This window comes from Methanoregula sp. (assembly GCF_041645475.1).
Classification (GTDB): Archaea; Halobacteriota; Methanomicrobia; order Methanomicrobiales; family Methanospirillaceae; genus Methanoregula.
In genome coordinates, this window is the sequence record NZ_JBAZQA010000006.1 from 48,342 (window position 1) to 65,133 (window position 16,792).

Here is a 16,792-nt window from a genome sequence, read left to right on the forward strand (position 1 = left end):
TTGGATGTTCAAGTGATGACTATGCGTTCACAGGATGAACAGGGTCTCCAGGTAAAGCATGATCTCCAGTACCTTACCCGGACCCTGACCTCCGACAATATCGATATCGGGCTGATGTTTGCCCCGGATCGGAGTATCCGTTCCTGTACCCCCTCGTTTGCAGCAACTGCGGGTGCAGGTCCTCATGTCAGCGAACGGCTGAAGCGCATCCGAGTGCCCCACACTCCGTGAGTCGCCCGTAACGGCATCAGGCAATACCCTGGAGCCGGAGCCGGGTTTTTTAAAAAATTCTTATCAGCGTGTAATCGGGAGCTGCAGTTCGGTTAAGAGATCCTCGTCCGGCACTTTGCCCGGCTCATTGTAATACAGCTCTTTTCCATCGCCGGCTATCGGGAACTCCCGCTCCTCGGCATAGGCCAGAACACGGCTCCAGGCTTCGTGGAGACCCTGGTACGGCCCCTTATACACTACCGAGAGGCAGGTATTCTTCGGAATTGTCCTTATCCCGATAGCGGGATCGGTGACTACCACCCGGCCCGAGACCGGGATAGCGCATTCAATGTCGGCGTCCTTTTCCTGGTACTCGTTGTCGTGGTAGATTGACATGAACGGTCCGGTGACCGTGACGGCAGGTGACCGGTTCTCGGGGATCTCCAGCTGGCCGCAGAGATCCCGGGCAAGCTTGCAGATGACTTCGGCATAGACGCCCTTGTCCCGTTTGCAGATCACCCGGAGGGGTGCGATTTCTTTTACTACTGGTTCAGCAAGTGACATGTAAACAACCTCTAACGAGACGTCCGGCGTTTCCAGAATCGCCTCGATCTGCTGTAACCGGCAGACTTCGGACCGGATATCCCTTCTCCTCCGGGCAAAGAGCTGGTGGATAGTTTCGTTGTCCCGCCGCTCCTTTGCAGCAAGGATGGTTTCTACCTCGGTGAGCGGGAACCCGAGCGTGCAGAGCGTCTTGATGGAGACGCCCCGGGGGATCTGGTCCCCCGTGTAATAGCGGTATCCTGTAATGATGTCCCGCACTTCCGGGACGAGCAGCCCCCGCTCGTCATAGAGCCGGAGCGCTTTTGACGAGAGGCGCGTGATGAGCGAGAACTTCCCGATGGGGATCCGGTCTACTGCCATGGTTACACACCAGTATGATGCCGGAAACGATATAGGGTGCCGCAGTCTCCCTCGGGGAAAGGTACCGGGGAGATCCTCTTAAAAAAAGCGTTTATTCCGGGAACGCCCGGCAGACCCAGAGATCGTAGATGGGATCGGCAGGGTTTGCGGTTACCTCGACCCTGCGGCCCATATCCTCACCCCAGCCCCTGATGAGCAGGGCTTCCGGTTCCGTCCCGACCGTGATGAGCGTTTCTTTTGTAACCGTGAAGAGTTCGCTGACGATCTGCTGCCAAATCTCCTGCGAGAAGGAGTTGATCTCGCCCATCATGATTCCGATCCCTTTCGGGACCGGCTCGATATAGTGCGAGGTCTTCATGGCATCGAGCCACATCGTCTCTTCCGGAAGGAGCCGGCCGGTGGAAAGCCCGAGCGAGAGGAGAGCATCGTCGTTGTCGTACGACAGCGGGGAAAATCCAAGGTCGCGGAGCACGAGGGATCCAACCCCCGAGCCGCAGCAACAGTCGATACAGGTCTCGCCCGAACCTGGTTTCCAGAATCCTGAAATGAGATCTTTCAGGATCCCCCGGCGCTTGGGGTTGAGATCTTCGAGCGCCGGTGGGATCTCTGCTTTGAGCTGGAGGCTGTAATACTCCCGCATCGCCGCAGCCCAGATCACCCGGTCCTCCTGATAGATCTCCCCGTTCATATTCTCGAACTTCTCGATAAGGGTTGCACTCGGGTTCCGGTGAAGGAACGATCCCGCCACCCAGCAGTCGCCGTTTTTGAACGCAAGGGCAAGCGGCTCCTCTTTCTCGTCAAGCAGGAACCGGCCCTGGTCTCCACCTGCCAGGGTGAGTGTTGTGTTGTACCGGAGATCGGGCAGTACCGAGAACTGCGGTTCAACGAATACGACCTCGTCCACGCCAAGAATGTCTGCTGCTTTCATGATCCACGCTCGATCCGCAGCCCGTGCGGAGCTTCTATGGTCCCGTCCACTTTCGCATCCTCGTGCAGGACAATGGATTTTGCTTTGACATCCCCGAGGATATGGGCACCTTTCTTCACGTGGACGATGCTGCCGCTCTCCACGTTCCCATGGACGGTGACGCCGTCAACGACCGTGATCCGGTTCCTTGCCCGAAGGCTGCCGAAGATGACCGAGTTCTGCTGGACATCGATGGAGCCGGCCCGGATGTTGCCGTGGAGCCGGCACCCTTTCCCGATCTTCATTGTTGAGGGGACCGAGAAGAGTTTCATGTTGAGCTTCGAGCGGGCCGGGATCATGAGCGGGATCTCCATCTTCTCCTCCTCGTCATCGCTGAAGAGATTGTCGAGGATCCGGTCGAGTTCCTTCTCGTTCTCGATCCGGAGCAGGGTCATTAAGTAGATGATGATGAACATGAAGACCGGCATCGGGTTCCGCACCTCGATTGCGCCTTTTGCCTCGAAGCCGTCCCGGATCTCGACCTTCTCGCCGATATCGAGTGCTCCGAGAACAGAGAGTTTGCCGTTGATCTTCACGCCCTCTCCAATATACGCGTCCGCTTTTGCGATAACATCGCTTCCGATCTCGCACCAGTTTCCTATCCGGGCATCGCCACTCGCCCAGACGTACTCCCGGATCTTCGTAGACTCTCCCACGTAGACATTAGCGCCCCGGAGGCCGTAGTCGATCTGGCAGAATTCGCCGATCACAATATTCCGGTCGGTTTTGATGCTGTGCTCCTGAAGTTCGGTCCCGTCCGGCAGGAGGCAGTGGTTATACCAGTCTTTTACGGTTCGTTCTCTCATTGGTCCCCGTGGGCGGCTCAGGCGCCATACTTGTGCGACCTGTTGATCAGGTCAAGGGCGATCGGCATCAGTGCTGAACCTGTGATGCGGCAGAGGCCGCCTTTTGCACAGGAGAATTCATCGAACCTGACCACGTCATCCGTCCGGACGCCGTCTCCCCGGATGATGACCGGGACAGGATCGGCGGAATGGTCCTTGATCGGGCAGGGTGTGGAATGGTCGCCGCAGATGATGATGATGCAGTCTCGGCAGGCGAGCAGGGGTTCGAGAGCGGAATCGATCGTTTCGATGAAATCCCGTTTCTGCTCGGCTTTCCCGTCATGGCCCGACTCGTCTGCCCCTTTGATATTGACAATCACGAAATCCTTGGTTTTCAGTTCGTGAATGGCTGCGGCGATCTTTCCGGGAACATTGCTGTTCACCGAGCCGGTTATGCCGGGAACGTCCACATGGGGGAGTCCAACGGCATTGCCGATCCCGGTGATCAGGCTCGCTGCCGAGATGACGCTTCCTGAGATTCCGTATTTCTCTGTGAACGGTTCTAGATGGGGCATCTCGCCAGCGCCCCGCATCAGGACGATATTTGCCGGGTTCTCGCCGTTCTTCATCCGCTCCCGGTTGATCGGGTGGTTGAAGAGGATGGGGGTTGCCTGCCGGACAAACTCGTTGCAGACTGCGGCAGTCTTCTCGTGTTTTCCCTCTTTTTTAACCGCGTTGATGGTTAAGGGGGCCACGCCCTCCTTCTTGGGATCATTGGAGGAGACGCAGTGGCCGAGCCCCTCGCCTTTGAGGGCCAGGGCCGCCCGGTGCCCGGCGCCGGAGCGGAAGGTGAACTCAACGCCGAACTTGGAGAGGTCCACCCCTTCCTGGATGGCGGCGCTGAGGGCCGCGGTGTCGTGGATCCTGCCGGCCCGGCGGTCGAGTATGAGCCCCTCTTTGGACACGGTTGCATAGTTGCAGCGGAAGCCGATCATGCCCGGTTCCATGTGGATGCCCGAGCCCTCGCATTCGAGCGGCCCCCGACCGGTGTAGGATTTGTACGGGTCGTAGCCGAGCAGGGCAAGATGGGCGGTGTCCGATCCCGGGCGGATACCGGCACTGATGGTATCCATGATCCCGCAGATCCCTTCTGCCGCCAGTTTGTCCAGGACCGGTTTTTTTGCTGCTGATAGCGGGGTCTTTCCCCCGAGCACCGGGCAGGGGCGATCGGAGATCCCGTCAAGGACGATGAAAAGAATCTTGTTTGCGGTCATTCTTATGGAATGGTTGGTTGGGAGGGGTAATTAGGTTTCGTGGTATTTTTCTGGAATTCCGCTGGCGTCATAATCGCTGCTCCGGATCCCTGGGCATCCCGCTCGCCAAAAAAATTTTCAACCACCCCCTTATCCCCTGCTCATATTTTTTCCGGCAGGGTTTGGTTGCTCTGTCCGATCGCACACGCCGGAGAAAAAAGAATTTGTCAGATAATTATCCAACAGTTGGCAGGTTATCTCACACCCCATGATCGCGCTTGAAAAATTTTCGACAGACCCTGAGTGCCGGTCACGCACCTTTCTTCCGCTCGTCCGGCACGATTGCCGACAGTGCCAGTGTGAGAACTGAAAGTACGAGCCCGATCGCCATGGTCAGGTGAAACCCGGACAAAAATGTTGCGGAATCGAGATCGGCGAAGGCGACAATACCCGTGGCATTTGCCGTAGCGAAGGTGAAGAACATTGCATAGATCGCCGTCCCGAGCACGCCGCCGAAATAGATGGCGGTTACCATCAGCGAGGACCCGGTGCCCCCCTCGCCCGGGGGTGCGCTCTCGATGATCCTGCTGGAGGCCGGCCCGGCCGCGATCCCAAAGGCAACACCCATCAGGATGAGACCGGCACACAGCGGGAAGATCCCGGTCTCCGGGGAAATAATCACAAAGATGGCGTTGTAGAGGATGACAAACCCGCAGGCTCCCACGGCAAACACCCGGCGGCCACGCTTGTCCGACCACTGCCCGAACGGGATGCTGATAAGGGCGATCACCACCGGCGGAATCAGGAGGTAAAGGCCGCTGGTTGCAAGATCGAAGTGCATCTCAAGCGTGAGATAGAACGGGAGCAGGTACAGGATGCCCATGAAGATGATATTGACCAGCAGGTATGCCACCAGTACCGCGGTGAACTGCCACTTCGAGAAGATCCTTATGTTCACAAACGGCTCCGGGGTTGTGAGTTCCCGTGCGACAAACAGCCCCGAGCACAACAGGCAGAGTGCACCGCAGGAGAGGATCAGCGGGTCCGTTATCCCTCGGGCGGCTACCTCTTCCAGCACAAAGGTGCAGAAGACCATGGCGCCAAAGAGCGTGACTGCCCCCGGGTAATCGAAGGAGACCGTGCGGTCCTCCGGTTCATCGTGGGGAATCACCCGGGCCGCAAACAGAATCCCGACAATGCCTATCGGGATATTCACGAGGAAGATCCAGTGCCACGAGAGGTGCTGGGTGAGGATACCACCGATTGCCGGCCCGGCTGCGAATCCTATGGAACTGGTTGCCACGATAACGCCGAGGGCAGTACCGAGCATCTCCGGGGGGAGATACCGGATACAGAGCAGGGGTGCAACGGCCGCGATCATTGCTGCGCCCAGTCCCTGGACGAGCCGCGAGGCGAGCAGGACGTCGAGGGAGGGTGCGATCCCGCAGGCTGCAGAACCGAGTGTGAAGATCACAAACCCGAGAAGGAACAGCTTTTTTGCAAGTCCCCGGTCCGCGAGTTTCCCGAAGACGAGGAGGAACCCCGCCATCATCAGGAGGTAGGTGATGATGACCCACGCAATCGTCCCGGTATCGGTGTCGAAGTACGTGGCCATGGTCGGGAGCGCCACGTTCACGATAGAACCGTCGATCCCGTCCATCACGACACCGAGAGCTACTGCTCCTAAGAGGAGCTTTTGCTTTACGGGATCGGTGATGATGGAGGACATGGGATAGAGTTTTGGCGGGCGTTTTCATTAACGTTCGGTACACCGGACCTGCCGGACGGACCCATTTTGGATCTGGAATAAAAAAAAGGGATTAGCTGGTGTCGACCGGTGCTGCGATCGGCTCGACCTTGGACTTGACTACCTCGACCCTGCGGGTGGGGTAGATGGTCTTGACTGCCTTGAAGAGATCCCGTGAGATCTCGCCGGAGACAATGCCGTTGAGGAGCGTTGTCAGGTCCCATGCCTGTGCCTGGGTGGTTACCGCCTGGGTGATGACACCACGGATTGCGTGTTCCTGGGCAATGTTTGCCCGGGCAAAGGTGTAGCAGCTGATGGTCAGCTGGACTTTCTTGCCGTCCTTTGTCAGGAGCGGGACGTGGCAGTCAACGCGGGAGCTCCGGCGCTTGACGAGCGAGCGGAGGTAGTCGCGGGTGACTTCGTGGCCCACGAATTCGGTATAGGCAGAGTCGCCTGTGACCGTTGCGATCTTGAAGCTCATCTTGACGTGCTGTTTTGCGTAATCGTTGGTGATCTCACCGAGCGTTGCGGTCATGATCCTGCCAACAACGCTCTCAGCATCGTTTGCAATGGTATCGCCGATGTATGCCTTGCCGAGGTTGTCGGGGACGTGCACCTTGTACCAGCTCTTGGCTTTCCAGCCTTCAACTCTTCTTCCAACCTGTTTCTTCTTTGCCATAGTATCACTCTTCTTTGATTGTCCGGTCAGTGCGGACGGAACATGCGTCCTCCGCAATTGCCAGGTTCATTAAGTAATCATCCACGGATGCGATGACCGACCGGAGCTGTGTTCCGGTGATGGTTGTTACAACCCGGTCATCCTCTGCTGTCGTTGTCATGCTGCGCAGGTTATCCGGCTTTAATGCTGCTGCAATGCAGCCGGCCTGTGCATGGACCGTGGTAATCCGGCCCTCGATCTGCATCATGAGGCGAGCGCCTCCTGCCAGCCTCTGGTAAAGTCGGCGATCCGGTCGCAGGGGATGGTTGCCCCGGCCCGGATCAGGTGTCCGCCGCCGGTTCCGCCACAAGCCGCAGCAATCTCCCGGACAACCAGCCCGAGACTTGCGCTCCTGCCGCCCGGGCTGCGTGCCGAGATATGGCACATGCCCTGGCCCTGTGCGTAGACGAGAATCGGGACCTCGTGAGGGAGATCCCGTGCAAGGATGTCCGCGACATCGCTTGAGAGCGTGGCGCCCTGGACTTCGAACACCCCGGCTGCACCTTCGTGCGGCCGTGCACCTTTCACTGCGTCGATGACCCTGACGCGGTGCTGGCGGGTGATCTCCCAGGCAGCGTCGAGGTCGCGGGAGGACCGGAGGCAAAGGGTTGCCCCTATGTCGCCATGACCGGTCTTACCACAGGCATCGATGACCGCAGTAAGCGCATGGGCGTCCTCTATCACCTCGCGCTGGAGGTGGAAGGTGTCGCCATAGAGCGCCATCAGGCTCGGCAGGGTCGTTTTTTGGGCTGTTTCGAGTACCACCCGTGAGAGCAGGGTATCGAGCCTCGTCTCGTTCTGGCCTTTTGCCAGATCGCGGGCCTGGTCCAGGATGCCGGTAATGACCGGTTCGGCACCGCTGATACCGTCGAGGTACGGGCTTGTGGCCATGTACCACCGCTCGGTCATGTCCCGGCCCGGAAGCTTCAGCCCACGGTCAGGGACGATGATCCCGTTTGCTATGCCCTCATTGAAGATCTCGAGGTTCTTGCCTGCCATTTCCTGGCCGTCGCCGATGATACCCGGTATCACGAGACCGGCAAGGTCCCGGTTGTCCCCCAGCTGCTGGGCAACGAAATACGCGGTGCCGGCTCCCGAGAGCTCCCGGTCGCCATCGATTCCTGCGAGGCGCGGGTTGACGTGGAACTCGCCTCCGAATTCCGGCAGGTGGTGGTCAACCACCATCGTTGTTTCCGGCAGGTCTTTGATACCTGATCCGATATCGCAGAGAAGGTATGCTGTGTCACCTGTGATGTCCGCTGCCGTGACCTCTGAGCGGACCCGGAGCCGGAAGCGGATGCCCGCCCTGAGCATTGCGTGGCAGAGGATCGAGGCAGCGGCTATGCCGTCTGCGTCGTGGTGAGCAAACACCTCGACAAACTCCTGCCTCCGGATCTTCCCGGCAACGGTCTCTGCGGCGGTTTCAAGCAACATGGGCGGTTCTCGTGGATGATCTGATGAACGTTTAGCGGGACAGCAGAATTTCTGCGTTCTCTGGCTTGTATACGAACTCTTTGGGCAGCTTCTTGCTTCCCGTGTAGTACTTGACAAGCCTGCGGACCTTGGACTCTACCAGCTGGAGCTGGCGCTTGTTGTGCAGATCCTTCTTGTTCTCGGCAAGGTGCTTCCTGAGCCCCAGTGCCTTCATCATCAGGTCGCGGAGATCCTCGGGGATCTCGGATGCGGCCTTGTTCTCCCGGAGAATCTCCCCGATGCGCTTGCCGGTGGCAAGTTTTACATCAGGAACGCCGTAGCGGTCCCGGAGAACCAGTCCGATCTTTGCGCTCGATGCGCCTTCCTTTCTCAGCTCCAGGATGATCTTCTCGATCGCCTTTGTGTCCGTGTTGGACCACGCGGGTGCCTGTTTCCGGTAGGGGCGCACGGAGCATGACTTGCCCCTTCTGCGGGCGTGCATTCGTGCCATTGTCTGTAGCCTCCTAGATAAGACGAGAACGTAAGTCCAGAAAAGTCGAGTATTGGTTACTGACTCCCTGTAATCCCAAAGCCTGAAGTTTTGAGGCAGTGCGGTGTCGCACGTCGGACTTACATCTGTCAGCACATATGAAAAGTGCTTACCATAGTTCGACGGGAGGTATAATAAGGGTATCTGAACGGGACGGCTCCGCGTTCTGTATACTGCTCCGACCCGGGGCCATTATGTGGCACTATCCCTGTGGTGCTGAACCACGTCTTATCGTACCCTGTTGTCGAGCGAGCAGTTCGGGTGTTCACCCTCAGCCCCGGTGAACCGGAACCTGCCTTCCGGTACCAGGATCTCGAACCGTGCACCTTTCCCCGGTATCCCGTTCTCGGTTATAGAAATGTCCGTTATATCGAGGATCTCTTTAGACAGAAAGAGCCCAAGACCGGTATTGCTGCCAAACCCCTGTTCGAAAATCCTGTTCTTGTTTTCGTCAGGAACCCCGATGCCGTCATCTTCGCAGATAATTACGCAGCCCGTTCCGGAACGTTCGCACGAGAATGTCATAACTGAGCGTTTTTTCCCGCCATGCCGGAGGGTATTGTCGATGAGGTTGTAGAAGACTTTCTCGAACATCGGGTCTGCATAGACTTCCAGGTCTGAAAACCCGACCCTGATCTTTACTGATCCCAAGGGAAGCGTGTGGGATATTGCTATGATACTTGTACAAACGTTCTGCCAGACGGGTTTCTTGTCCCCCATTCCCTGGTAATCGCGGGTGAAACAGATCTGACGGTTTATGGTTTTTGCAATATTCTCTGCGTTCTCGATGAAATCCAGGACGGTTTCATCCTTCACCTGCTCGCGTGAGAGCTCGATGTAGGTCCGGAGCGCCGTGAGCTGCGTGAGGATATCATGCCGGGTTGTAATGGAGAGCAGGTTGAGTTTTTTATTGGCCATCACCAGGGCCTGTTCAGCCTGCTTTCGTAACGTGATATCGCGGGAGATCCCAAGCACTCCCGTCACCCTGCCCCCATTATCTTTGTACGGGATGAGGATCGTGTCCTGCCAGCGTTCGCCCCCGGGCAGCGGGAGTGAATACTCCCCGGCCTCCGTTTCACCGGATGAAAGAACCCGGGCGATATTCTCCCTCATTTTGCTGCCGCTCTCCCCCGGGAAGAGTGTTGTGCAGGGCCTGTTGACGATCTCTTCCTTTGTCTGCCCGAATACCTCTGCCACCCGGGTGTTCACGTAGGTTATCCTGCCTGTTGAGTCGATGGTAAATATGAGATCATGAGCAGATTCGGCCAGCATCCGGTACCGCTCCTCGCTCTCCTGAAGCTGGATCCGTGATTCGGCCAGCTCGGCAAAGATGGGATCGATTGCAAAGGCAAGCTGTGCCAGTTCGTCCCTGCCCTCCAAACCCCCATTATTGTTCCCGCTGGCCTTCCTGTGCCGGATTGTCCCGATGATGGTATTGAGCCGCGAGAGGATTACCCGGTCAACAAAGAGCAGGATGAACAGGGTGATGCAGACCCAGGCACCAAGAAGGCTCAGCAGGAATGTGGTGGTATTTGCCTGCCCGGTCCTGTAAATATCGCGGGGAATCGTGACTTTCAGGTAATAACTTCCGGGACTGTCAAGCCCTGATGGATAGGAATACCCCGAGATCCGGTCTCCATTCTCCGGGATCACGGCAACCGGCTGTGTCCGGGTAATACCGGCAAGGGACCCGGTGAGTGAGGCTGTACCGGATAAGGAGGATGTGTGAATCAGGGCTACTCTGTTACCCGTACGGAGAGAGAGGTCGTCTAAGTACTTCGCATCGATCCTGCGTATGATGTGCAGGCTTCCGGCAACGGGGCCCACGAAGTCATCGGTGAGAATCGGGTGCGATGCAAGAATAACGGGGCCTGCGGGACTGTCAAGGATCTCAAAAGATCCCTCCGATGAAGATAGGATGTTCCGGGCGGTATTGAGATCCTGGATTTTCTGAATCTCTAATGGGGGGATGCCTCCAGCCTGTGACGGGTGATCCGGGTTCTCACGGGCAAATATGAGTTCGCCGGAACGATTGAAAACGAGGATTGTGTCCACATTGAAACGGGTGAAGAAGTCCCCGTCCATGTTCTGGTCTACCCACCCCGGGTTCCTCCCCTCTGCAAACCGGACGGTATCGGTCCAGGCAGAATAGTCGCGGGCAACAGCGTAGGCATTTTTCAGGTCCGTTTCCATTGCATTGTCGCTTGTCCCTGCTGCTTTTATGACCTCGTGCCTCTCAAGGACAAGGTAACTTGCGTCCATTGCCTGGTACGAGAAAAGAGCAACAAGTGTATACGTGATGATGAGTGCGAGTCCAATACCCAGCAGGAGCTTTTTCCGGAGATTCATAATGCCTCGGGTTTTTCCGGGACCGTATATAGTGTCTCATGCCTGATTCCTGTATTTATATTTTTAGTGAAATCTGCGCGTGATTGCTCAATATCAGAAAACTTATGCGGCGAAGCACCTGCTGTAACCCGGGTGGGATCAACAGAGAAGAAAAAACGGATTGGGCGGGGCGGTCACTGGTTTTTGATCAGCGCCGAGATGTAGGCCCGTGCCCAGAGATAGGCGACCGTCCCGCCTATGATATCCCCGGCAACGATTCCCCACCAGATCCCGTGCTCGCCAAACCCTAAAACGATCCCGAACAGGTAGGTAAAAAGGGCGATGAAGACCAGGTTCCGCAGAACCGTGACGGCCAGGGATGTCATTCCCTTGCCGGTTGCCTGGAAGATCGAGCCCGACATGATGCCCGGGGGGATGAACGGGTAGATGAAACACATGGTGGCAAGGAAAGCTGCTATCTCCGGTGCAAGGTGGGCACTGTCAGCCGAGTACGTAAAGATGACTGCAATCTGTCTGGCGAAGATGAAGGTGAGGGCGCTGATCACGAGGGAGATCGCTATCCCGAGGGTGATCGAGAATACATGGGTAGTCCGGATCCTCGCATAGTTCCTTGCACCATAGGCCGCCCCGGCCACAGAGATGACCGAGGTGCCGATGGCGATAAGGGGGATGACGGCAAAGAAGACGACCCGCCACCCGGCTGTATACACGGCTACCGCATCAGTTCCTGCCGTTGCTACCAGCAGGCTGTTGATGAAGATCGCGAGGATTGCCATGAGGAGGAACTCGGTGCTGGCCGGAAGGCCTACCCCGAGGATATCCCTGAGGGTCTTCTTATCCCACGAGAACGCGGAGAAGGATATCGTGACATAGGTGTCCCGCTTGACAACAAACCAGTAGAGGAGCACGATCGAGACTACGACCAGGGAGATGATCATCCCCCACGCCGCCCCGGCAATGCCCATGCCTGCCGTGTATATGAGCAGCGGATCGAGGATCATGTTCAGGACCGAGGAGACCGCCATGACGTACATGGCCCGCTTGGCATCCCCTTCCGCCCGGAGGATCGCATAGCCGATGTTCGTGAAGAGGATAAGGACCATCCCGAGGAAGACCACCTGGCCGTACTCGATGGCGAGCCCGGCTGTTGCACCTGCCCCGAAGAGGTTCACGATCGGGCCGATGAGGAGGATTAAGGGAACGGTGCAAATAAGCGATATGATGAGGGTGATGAGCAGGGCATGGACTGCGGCATTGTCAGCCCCCTTCTTGTCCTTTGCCCCGATCCGTCGGGAGATGACGGATGCCACACCGGCCCCGAGGCCGCTCCCGATCCCGATGAGGATCATGAAGAGCGGGGTGATAAACCCGACTGCCGCAAGGGCGTCCGAGCCAAGACCTGCCACCCAGATGGCGTTGACGATGTTGTAGGTGGACATCAGGAACATCGCAACGATCATGGGCCCCGACAGTTTCACAATCGCTTTTTTCGGGTCACCCATCAGGAGCGCTATGCCAGCGTTCGTTTCTTTCTCTACCGGGGCTTCCGGTGCCCTGTCGGGTGTATCAGTCGTTTCCATGGCTCATCCCTCCGGTATTGTGCCAGGCCCGGCAGCTGTTCTGTCCGATCCGGTGCATCAGATTCCGTATCGTATCTATCTCCCCTGCGGACAGGCCGGTAAAAACCTGTTCGTTCCATTCGGTGTGAATTTCCTTCAGGTACGGTATAACCTGCTCTCCTTTTTCCGTGAGGAAGAGGCGGACTGCCCGGCGGTTGGTGGGATCAACTATCCGCCGGATATACCCGGCAGCCTCGAGTTTCTTGACTGCCCGTGCAATGGTGCCCTTGTCGAGATGGTAATGGCGTACAAGCGTTTCCTGCGTGATATTCTGCTCCTTGTAAAGAAGCATCAGGACCGGGAACTGGCCGGCGGAGAGATCCAGCCTCCTGAGCCGGTCGTTGAGAAAGATGAACTTCCCCCGGTTGATGATGGATACGATTGCCCCGAATGGGATGTCGTCCGAAATGGGTGAATTCATGAGAACTACTCATAATCACCGTTGCGGGGAATAAATGTTGTCAACGCAACAATTGCACGGGCCTGCCGTTTTCCCCGTATCCGTTCGTTTACCCCGGCTGATCATAACCGTGTATATGGGGAACGCGCAACAGGGGAAGATAATTCCCGGGTTTTACCCGAGGAACTTCCGGATACAGGCAGCCCTGAGGATATCCGGCTGGATATCCTTTGCCCGGTTCTCTTTGAGGGATGACAGGATTCCATCGGTGATCTCCCGGTGTTCCCCGTCAGGAGTGCAACCGATAACCCGGTCGGCGGCATTCCTGACCTCCTCTCCCAGATATGGCGACCCGGGATTCATGTACCGTGCTGCATCGGCAAGGTCGCGGTCGAAGTTCACGTACAGGCTGCGCACGAACGAGAGATCGTCCGCGTCAAGTGCGGAAAGCCCGAGCAGCTCGGGCGGCACGCCGATCGAGTACAGTGCTGCCGTGAACGTGATCGCCCGGGGGAGGGTCATGCCTCCCGTGCTGCGGGAATACCCAAAGAGCCCGATATGCAGTTTGCGCTTGCGACGGCTCGGGACATGGGTGGCTACGCGGTTGATGATATCCGAGAGCGGCATGAGATCCCGGATATATGCCCGGACATACTTGTCGATGATCTCCCGGCACCGGTCCTGGTCGAAGACCGGGGCTTCAGATACCTCCCGTGTCTCCAGTTTCCTCACAGCTTCCCTGACTACGTCGAGGGGGTAATCATACTTGAAGGCCGACTGGATCGTGAAGGTATGGGCCGACGGGTACTCGGCGCTGACCCGGTCAACGGTATCGGGCCGCAGGTTGCCCCGGAACGGGGCTGAGCCGACACCGATGATCGGGTAGAGCGGGATCCCGGTTGCCTCTCCGAGGGCTCCGAGGTTCGCAAGTGCAATCTTGTTGAGCAGTACTGCGCTGACAATCCCATAGTTCATGGCAGGATCGGACCGGGCGAGAAAGACCCTCTGATACTCCAGGTGCTTGTCCTGAAGATACCGGCCAACCGTGACGTGGGCCTGCTCCATGCTCTCCCGGTCCTCGAAGAGCGGGATTACGTTGATGTGCCGGGGTGAGAACGTCCCGATCCAGTCGGCAATCGTGGTGTCTCGTCCACCGAGCCGCTTGTACTGTTTCCCTATCACGAAGTCCGAGTAATACTGGTAGATATTGTCGATAGCGGTGTGTGAGGCGGTCATCGGCAGGATCACCTCGAAGATAGGCGCCACGTCCTCCCTGTAGAAGAGCCGGGCGATGTCAAAGGATCGCGGAATGCTCTCAAGCGTCTCAAGCAGGATCTTGGCCTCTGCTCTTTCCACCTGCGGGTTTGGTACGCGGAGGGTGAGGAAGATATCACCTCCCAGTTTATGGTCCGTAAAAAACGACGGGTACGTGGTTAATAGTTTTTTTACCACGAAGTTGTCCACTTCCTTGCCTTCGCAGTCCCACATCTGTTCGGTGCAGGCAAGATGCGAGTACACGTAATATGCTTCCCTGACCTCATCCTCGCCGCCAAGTTCGGATGTTTCTGCAAAAAACGGTACATGCACGTTGTCCGGGTGCTGGGTGCTCATGCACTGCGGGATCTTCTGTGGTTCATCCATTCCTGTTCTTCCGGGCCCGGGCTGGTTTTCCCCGTAATGGCCTTTGAAATGTTATCGTCAACCATATTTATTTTTAAGGTTGACGAACTCGCATCCTGCCATCTTTTAAGGGGATTGTAATCCTGTGAGTTAACGGTTGTATCAACGGTTTTTAGTCCCGCAATTCCTGGTGAACTCGGCAGTCCTCGCATTTCTCGCACTCGAATTCAAGGGTTGAATGTCCGATCTGGTATTTCTCCAAATGCCTCCTGATCTCCGCTCTCATCTCGTCGATGTGCCGGACGTCCGTATCGCAGGAGTAAATGTGGGCATCGAGCACGTTGATGTTCGGGCAGAGCGTCCAGAAATGGACATTGTGTACACTATCGACCCCAGGGACGGATTCCATGTCACGGATCACATCATTGATATCGATCCCCCGGGGAGAGAACTGGAGGAGGATCCCGAATGCTTCCCGCAGGATCGAGAACGAGGATATGGTGATGATCACGGCTATCAGGATACCGAGTACCGGATCGACCCAAGTCTGCCCGGTCAGGGCAATCCAGACTGCCGCAACGATCACGGCAACGGACGAGAGGGTGTCGCCGAGGACGTGGAGGAAGGCACTTCTCACGTTCAGGTCATGGCTCCCGTGGAGCATCCGGGCCGCGATGAGATTTGCGACAAGGCCTACGGCCGCTACACCGAGCATGATCGTGCTGTTCACATTATTCGGATGGGAGAAGCGGGCAAGGGCCTCCAGGACAATCACGATACTGACAATGATAAGGAGAAAGCCGTTTGCCACTGCCGCAGCGATCTCCACCCTGTGATACCCGAAGGTCCGGGTCGGGGTTGGCAACCGCTCCGCGATGATGATCGCACCAAGGGAGAGGAGAAGGGCAACTGCATCCTGGAGCATGTGGGCCGCATCGCCAAGGAGCGAGAGGGAGCCTGAGAGAATTCCGCCCATGATTTCCGCCAGGCAGATCAGTGCGGTCAGGCCGATGGCCCAGCGTAAGGATCGTTTCTTGTTATGTTCGTGGTGGTGCTCGTCCATTGTTGGATCCTCGTTTGGTATGTGTTGTGTAGGTAGTATTTTTTTAATACCCGATAAACAAAAACGTAACCGGACAGGTAGGTAGTATTGATGAAGGAACTGCATGTCGGGCACAATGATCTCTGTCTCTGTCCGCTCACCGGCATCCTCGATGTTGTGGCAAAGAAGTGGGCGCTCCTGGTAATCGCTATCCTCGGGAACGAGGGTGACAAGGGTTTCAATGAACTCAAGCGGGAGCTTGGCAGCATCTCTCCCAAGCCCCTCTCGGACACGCTAAAGAACCTGGAGATGGTAGGCCTTGTGAAACGGACGATCCTCGCCACGTCACCCCCGTCCGTGAAATACTCCCTGACCCCTGACGGCTGGGAACTCCGGGGGTATCTCGTCCCGATGCTCCGATGGGTATCCGGGCGAGGTGACACCGTCGGGCAGGGCTGCCCGATCCGTGCGGGGGAAGCGCAACCGGAACCTGTAAGCGAGAAAAAAACCAAGCACTAATGCAGGTTATCCCATGGAACCGAAGTATCTGGCACGCTACCTGGCATCATCTGAAATCATCGACTGGCACCATCCGGCAGTATCCGCAAAAGCCCGCGAGCTTGCGAACGGGTGCAAGGGCGATGCGGAGATCGCCCTCCGGTGTTTTCTTTTTGTCCGCGACGAGATCTTCCACAGCTGGGACCACCGGATGAACCCGGTCACCCTGAACGCTTCGGAGGTGCTCCGGCATAAGACCGGCTTCTGCTTTGCCAAGAGCCACCTCTTCGCCGCTCTCCTCCGGGCAAACGGTATCCCCGCCGGCCTCTGCTACCAGCGTCTCGTCTCAGGAGAGTACGGCCAGCCGTTCTTCCTGCACGGGCTTAATGCCGTGTACCTGAAAGACTTCGGGTGGTACCGGGCCGATGCCCGGGGGATCAAGCCCGGGCACGATACACAGTTTACCCCTCCGGTCGAGGCCCTGCCCTATATCGCACGGGCCCCAGGCGAGGCGGAGTTTCCCGAGATCTGGGACGAGCCGCTCCCGTTTGTCGTGGATACGCTGACCCGGTATACCGACATTGAACAGGTTCGCCGGCACCTGCCGGACATCGACGTGATATCGCTCCCGCGTGCGGATTCTCCCGCAAGAGAACAAACCTGACCATGACGCTACCGGTAATGAAAGAGATCTCCG

General features: G+C 57.4%; 17 protein-coding genes. 3 read left to right on the top strand and 14 right to left on the bottom strand.

Annotated elements, in window-relative coordinates; all coding sequences use genetic code 11:
* Positions 1 to 21: 21 nt before the first annotated feature.
* The gene (locus WC598_RS06810; RefSeq protein ID WP_372960726.1) at positions 22 to 231 is read left to right on the top strand and encodes a hypothetical protein; all 210 of its coding nucleotides are present in this window, start codon (positions 22 to 24) and stop codon (positions 229 to 231) included.
* Between the two features lie 63 nt (positions 232 to 294).
* Here the strand turns inward: WC598_RS06810 and WC598_RS06815 are convergent, their stop codons facing one another.
* The 14 genes from WC598_RS06815 to WC598_RS06880 form a co-directional block, all read right to left on the bottom strand.
* Positions 295 to 1,134, bottom strand: a complete 840-nt coding sequence (locus WC598_RS06815) for a GyrI-like domain-containing protein (RefSeq protein WP_372960727.1) — start codon at positions 1,132 to 1,134, stop codon at positions 295 to 297.
* A gap of 91 nt (positions 1,135 to 1,225) precedes the next feature.
* On the bottom strand, positions 1,226 to 2,062 hold the full coding sequence (locus tag WC598_RS06820) for a hypothetical protein (protein ID WP_372960728.1): 837 nt from the start codon (positions 2,060 to 2,062) through the stop codon (positions 1,226 to 1,228).
* Positions 2,059 to 2,907 (bottom strand): polymer-forming cytoskeletal protein, encoded by an 849-nt coding sequence (locus tag WC598_RS06825; protein WP_372960729.1) that lies wholly within the window; start codon positions 2,905 to 2,907, stop codon positions 2,059 to 2,061. Before WC598_RS06825 ends, WC598_RS06820 begins: the two co-directional genes overlap by 4 nt.
* A 17-nt stretch (positions 2,908 to 2,924) precedes the next feature.
* Entirely contained in the window at positions 2,925 to 4,160 is a 1,236-nt protein-coding gene (locus WC598_RS06830; protein ID WP_372960730.1) for a 2,3-bisphosphoglycerate-independent phosphoglycerate mutase, read from the bottom strand.
* Between the two features lie 289 nt (positions 4,161 to 4,449).
* A complete protein-coding gene (locus WC598_RS06835) occupies positions 4,450 to 5,868 on the bottom strand; it encodes an MFS transporter (RefSeq protein WP_372960731.1) in 1,419 nt (472 codons plus the stop codon).
* Positions 5,869 to 5,959: 91 nt separating this feature from the next.
* Positions 5,960 to 6,565, bottom strand: coding sequence for a 30S ribosomal protein S3ae (locus tag WC598_RS06840; RefSeq protein WP_372960732.1), 606 nt, complete (start codon positions 6,563 to 6,565; stop codon positions 5,960 to 5,962).
* Positions 6,566 to 6,569: 4 nt separating this feature from the next.
* Positions 6,570 to 6,812 carry a KEOPS complex subunit Pcc1 gene (locus tag WC598_RS06845; protein WP_372960733.1) on the bottom strand — a complete coding sequence of 81 codons (243 nt, stop codon included), beginning with the start codon at positions 6,810 to 6,812 and terminating at the stop codon, positions 6,570 to 6,572.
* The gene (locus tag WC598_RS06850) at positions 6,809 to 8,038 is read right to left on the bottom strand and encodes a DHHA1 domain-containing protein (RefSeq protein ID WP_372960734.1); all 1,230 of its coding nucleotides are present in this window, start codon (positions 8,036 to 8,038) and stop codon (positions 6,809 to 6,811) included. The genes WC598_RS06845 and WC598_RS06850 overlap by 4 nt, the downstream gene beginning before the upstream one ends.
* A gap of 31 nt (positions 8,039 to 8,069) precedes the next feature.
* Positions 8,070 to 8,528 carry a 30S ribosomal protein S15 gene (locus tag WC598_RS06855; RefSeq protein WP_372960735.1) on the bottom strand — a complete coding sequence of 153 codons (459 nt, stop codon included), beginning with the start codon at positions 8,526 to 8,528 and terminating at the stop codon, positions 8,070 to 8,072.
* A gap of 267 nt (positions 8,529 to 8,795) precedes the next feature.
* Positions 8,796 to 10,916: a CHASE4 domain-containing protein gene (locus tag WC598_RS06860; RefSeq protein WP_372960736.1), complete on the bottom strand. Its 2,121-nt coding sequence runs from the start codon at positions 10,914 to 10,916 to the stop codon at positions 8,796 to 8,798.
* A 173-nt stretch (positions 10,917 to 11,089) separates the two neighbouring features.
* On the bottom strand, positions 11,090 to 12,496 hold the full coding sequence (locus WC598_RS06865) for an MATE family efflux transporter (protein ID WP_372960737.1): 1,407 nt from the start codon (positions 12,494 to 12,496) through the stop codon (positions 11,090 to 11,092).
* Complete coding sequence (locus WC598_RS06870) at positions 12,483 to 12,956, bottom strand: MarR family winged helix-turn-helix transcriptional regulator (RefSeq protein WP_372960738.1); 474 nt, start codon at positions 12,954 to 12,956, stop codon at positions 12,483 to 12,485. Before WC598_RS06870 ends, WC598_RS06865 begins: the two co-directional genes overlap by 14 nt.
* A gap of 153 nt (positions 12,957 to 13,109) precedes the next feature.
* Positions 13,110 to 14,576, bottom strand: coding sequence for a phosphoenolpyruvate carboxylase (gene ppcA, locus WC598_RS06875; protein ID WP_372960739.1), 1,467 nt, complete (start codon positions 14,574 to 14,576; stop codon positions 13,110 to 13,112).
* A 151-nt stretch (positions 14,577 to 14,727) separates the two neighbouring features.
* Positions 14,728 to 15,618 carry a cation diffusion facilitator family transporter gene (locus WC598_RS06880; protein WP_372960740.1) on the bottom strand — a complete coding sequence of 297 codons (891 nt, stop codon included), beginning with the start codon at positions 15,616 to 15,618 and terminating at the stop codon, positions 14,728 to 14,730.
* A 90-nt stretch (positions 15,619 to 15,708) separates the two neighbouring features.
* On the opposite strand from WC598_RS06880, the gene WC598_RS06885 reads away from it, so the two are divergent.
* Together WC598_RS06885 and WC598_RS06890 are read left to right on the top strand one after the other, a co-directional pair.
* Complete coding sequence (locus WC598_RS06885; RefSeq protein ID WP_372960741.1) at positions 15,709 to 16,116, top strand: winged helix-turn-helix transcriptional regulator; 408 nt, start codon at positions 15,709 to 15,711, stop codon at positions 16,114 to 16,116.
* A 13-nt stretch (positions 16,117 to 16,129) separates the two neighbouring features.
* Complete coding sequence (locus WC598_RS06890) at positions 16,130 to 16,759, top strand: transglutaminase family protein (protein WP_372960742.1); 630 nt, start codon at positions 16,130 to 16,132, stop codon at positions 16,757 to 16,759.
* Positions 16,760 to 16,792: the final 33 nt, after the last annotated feature.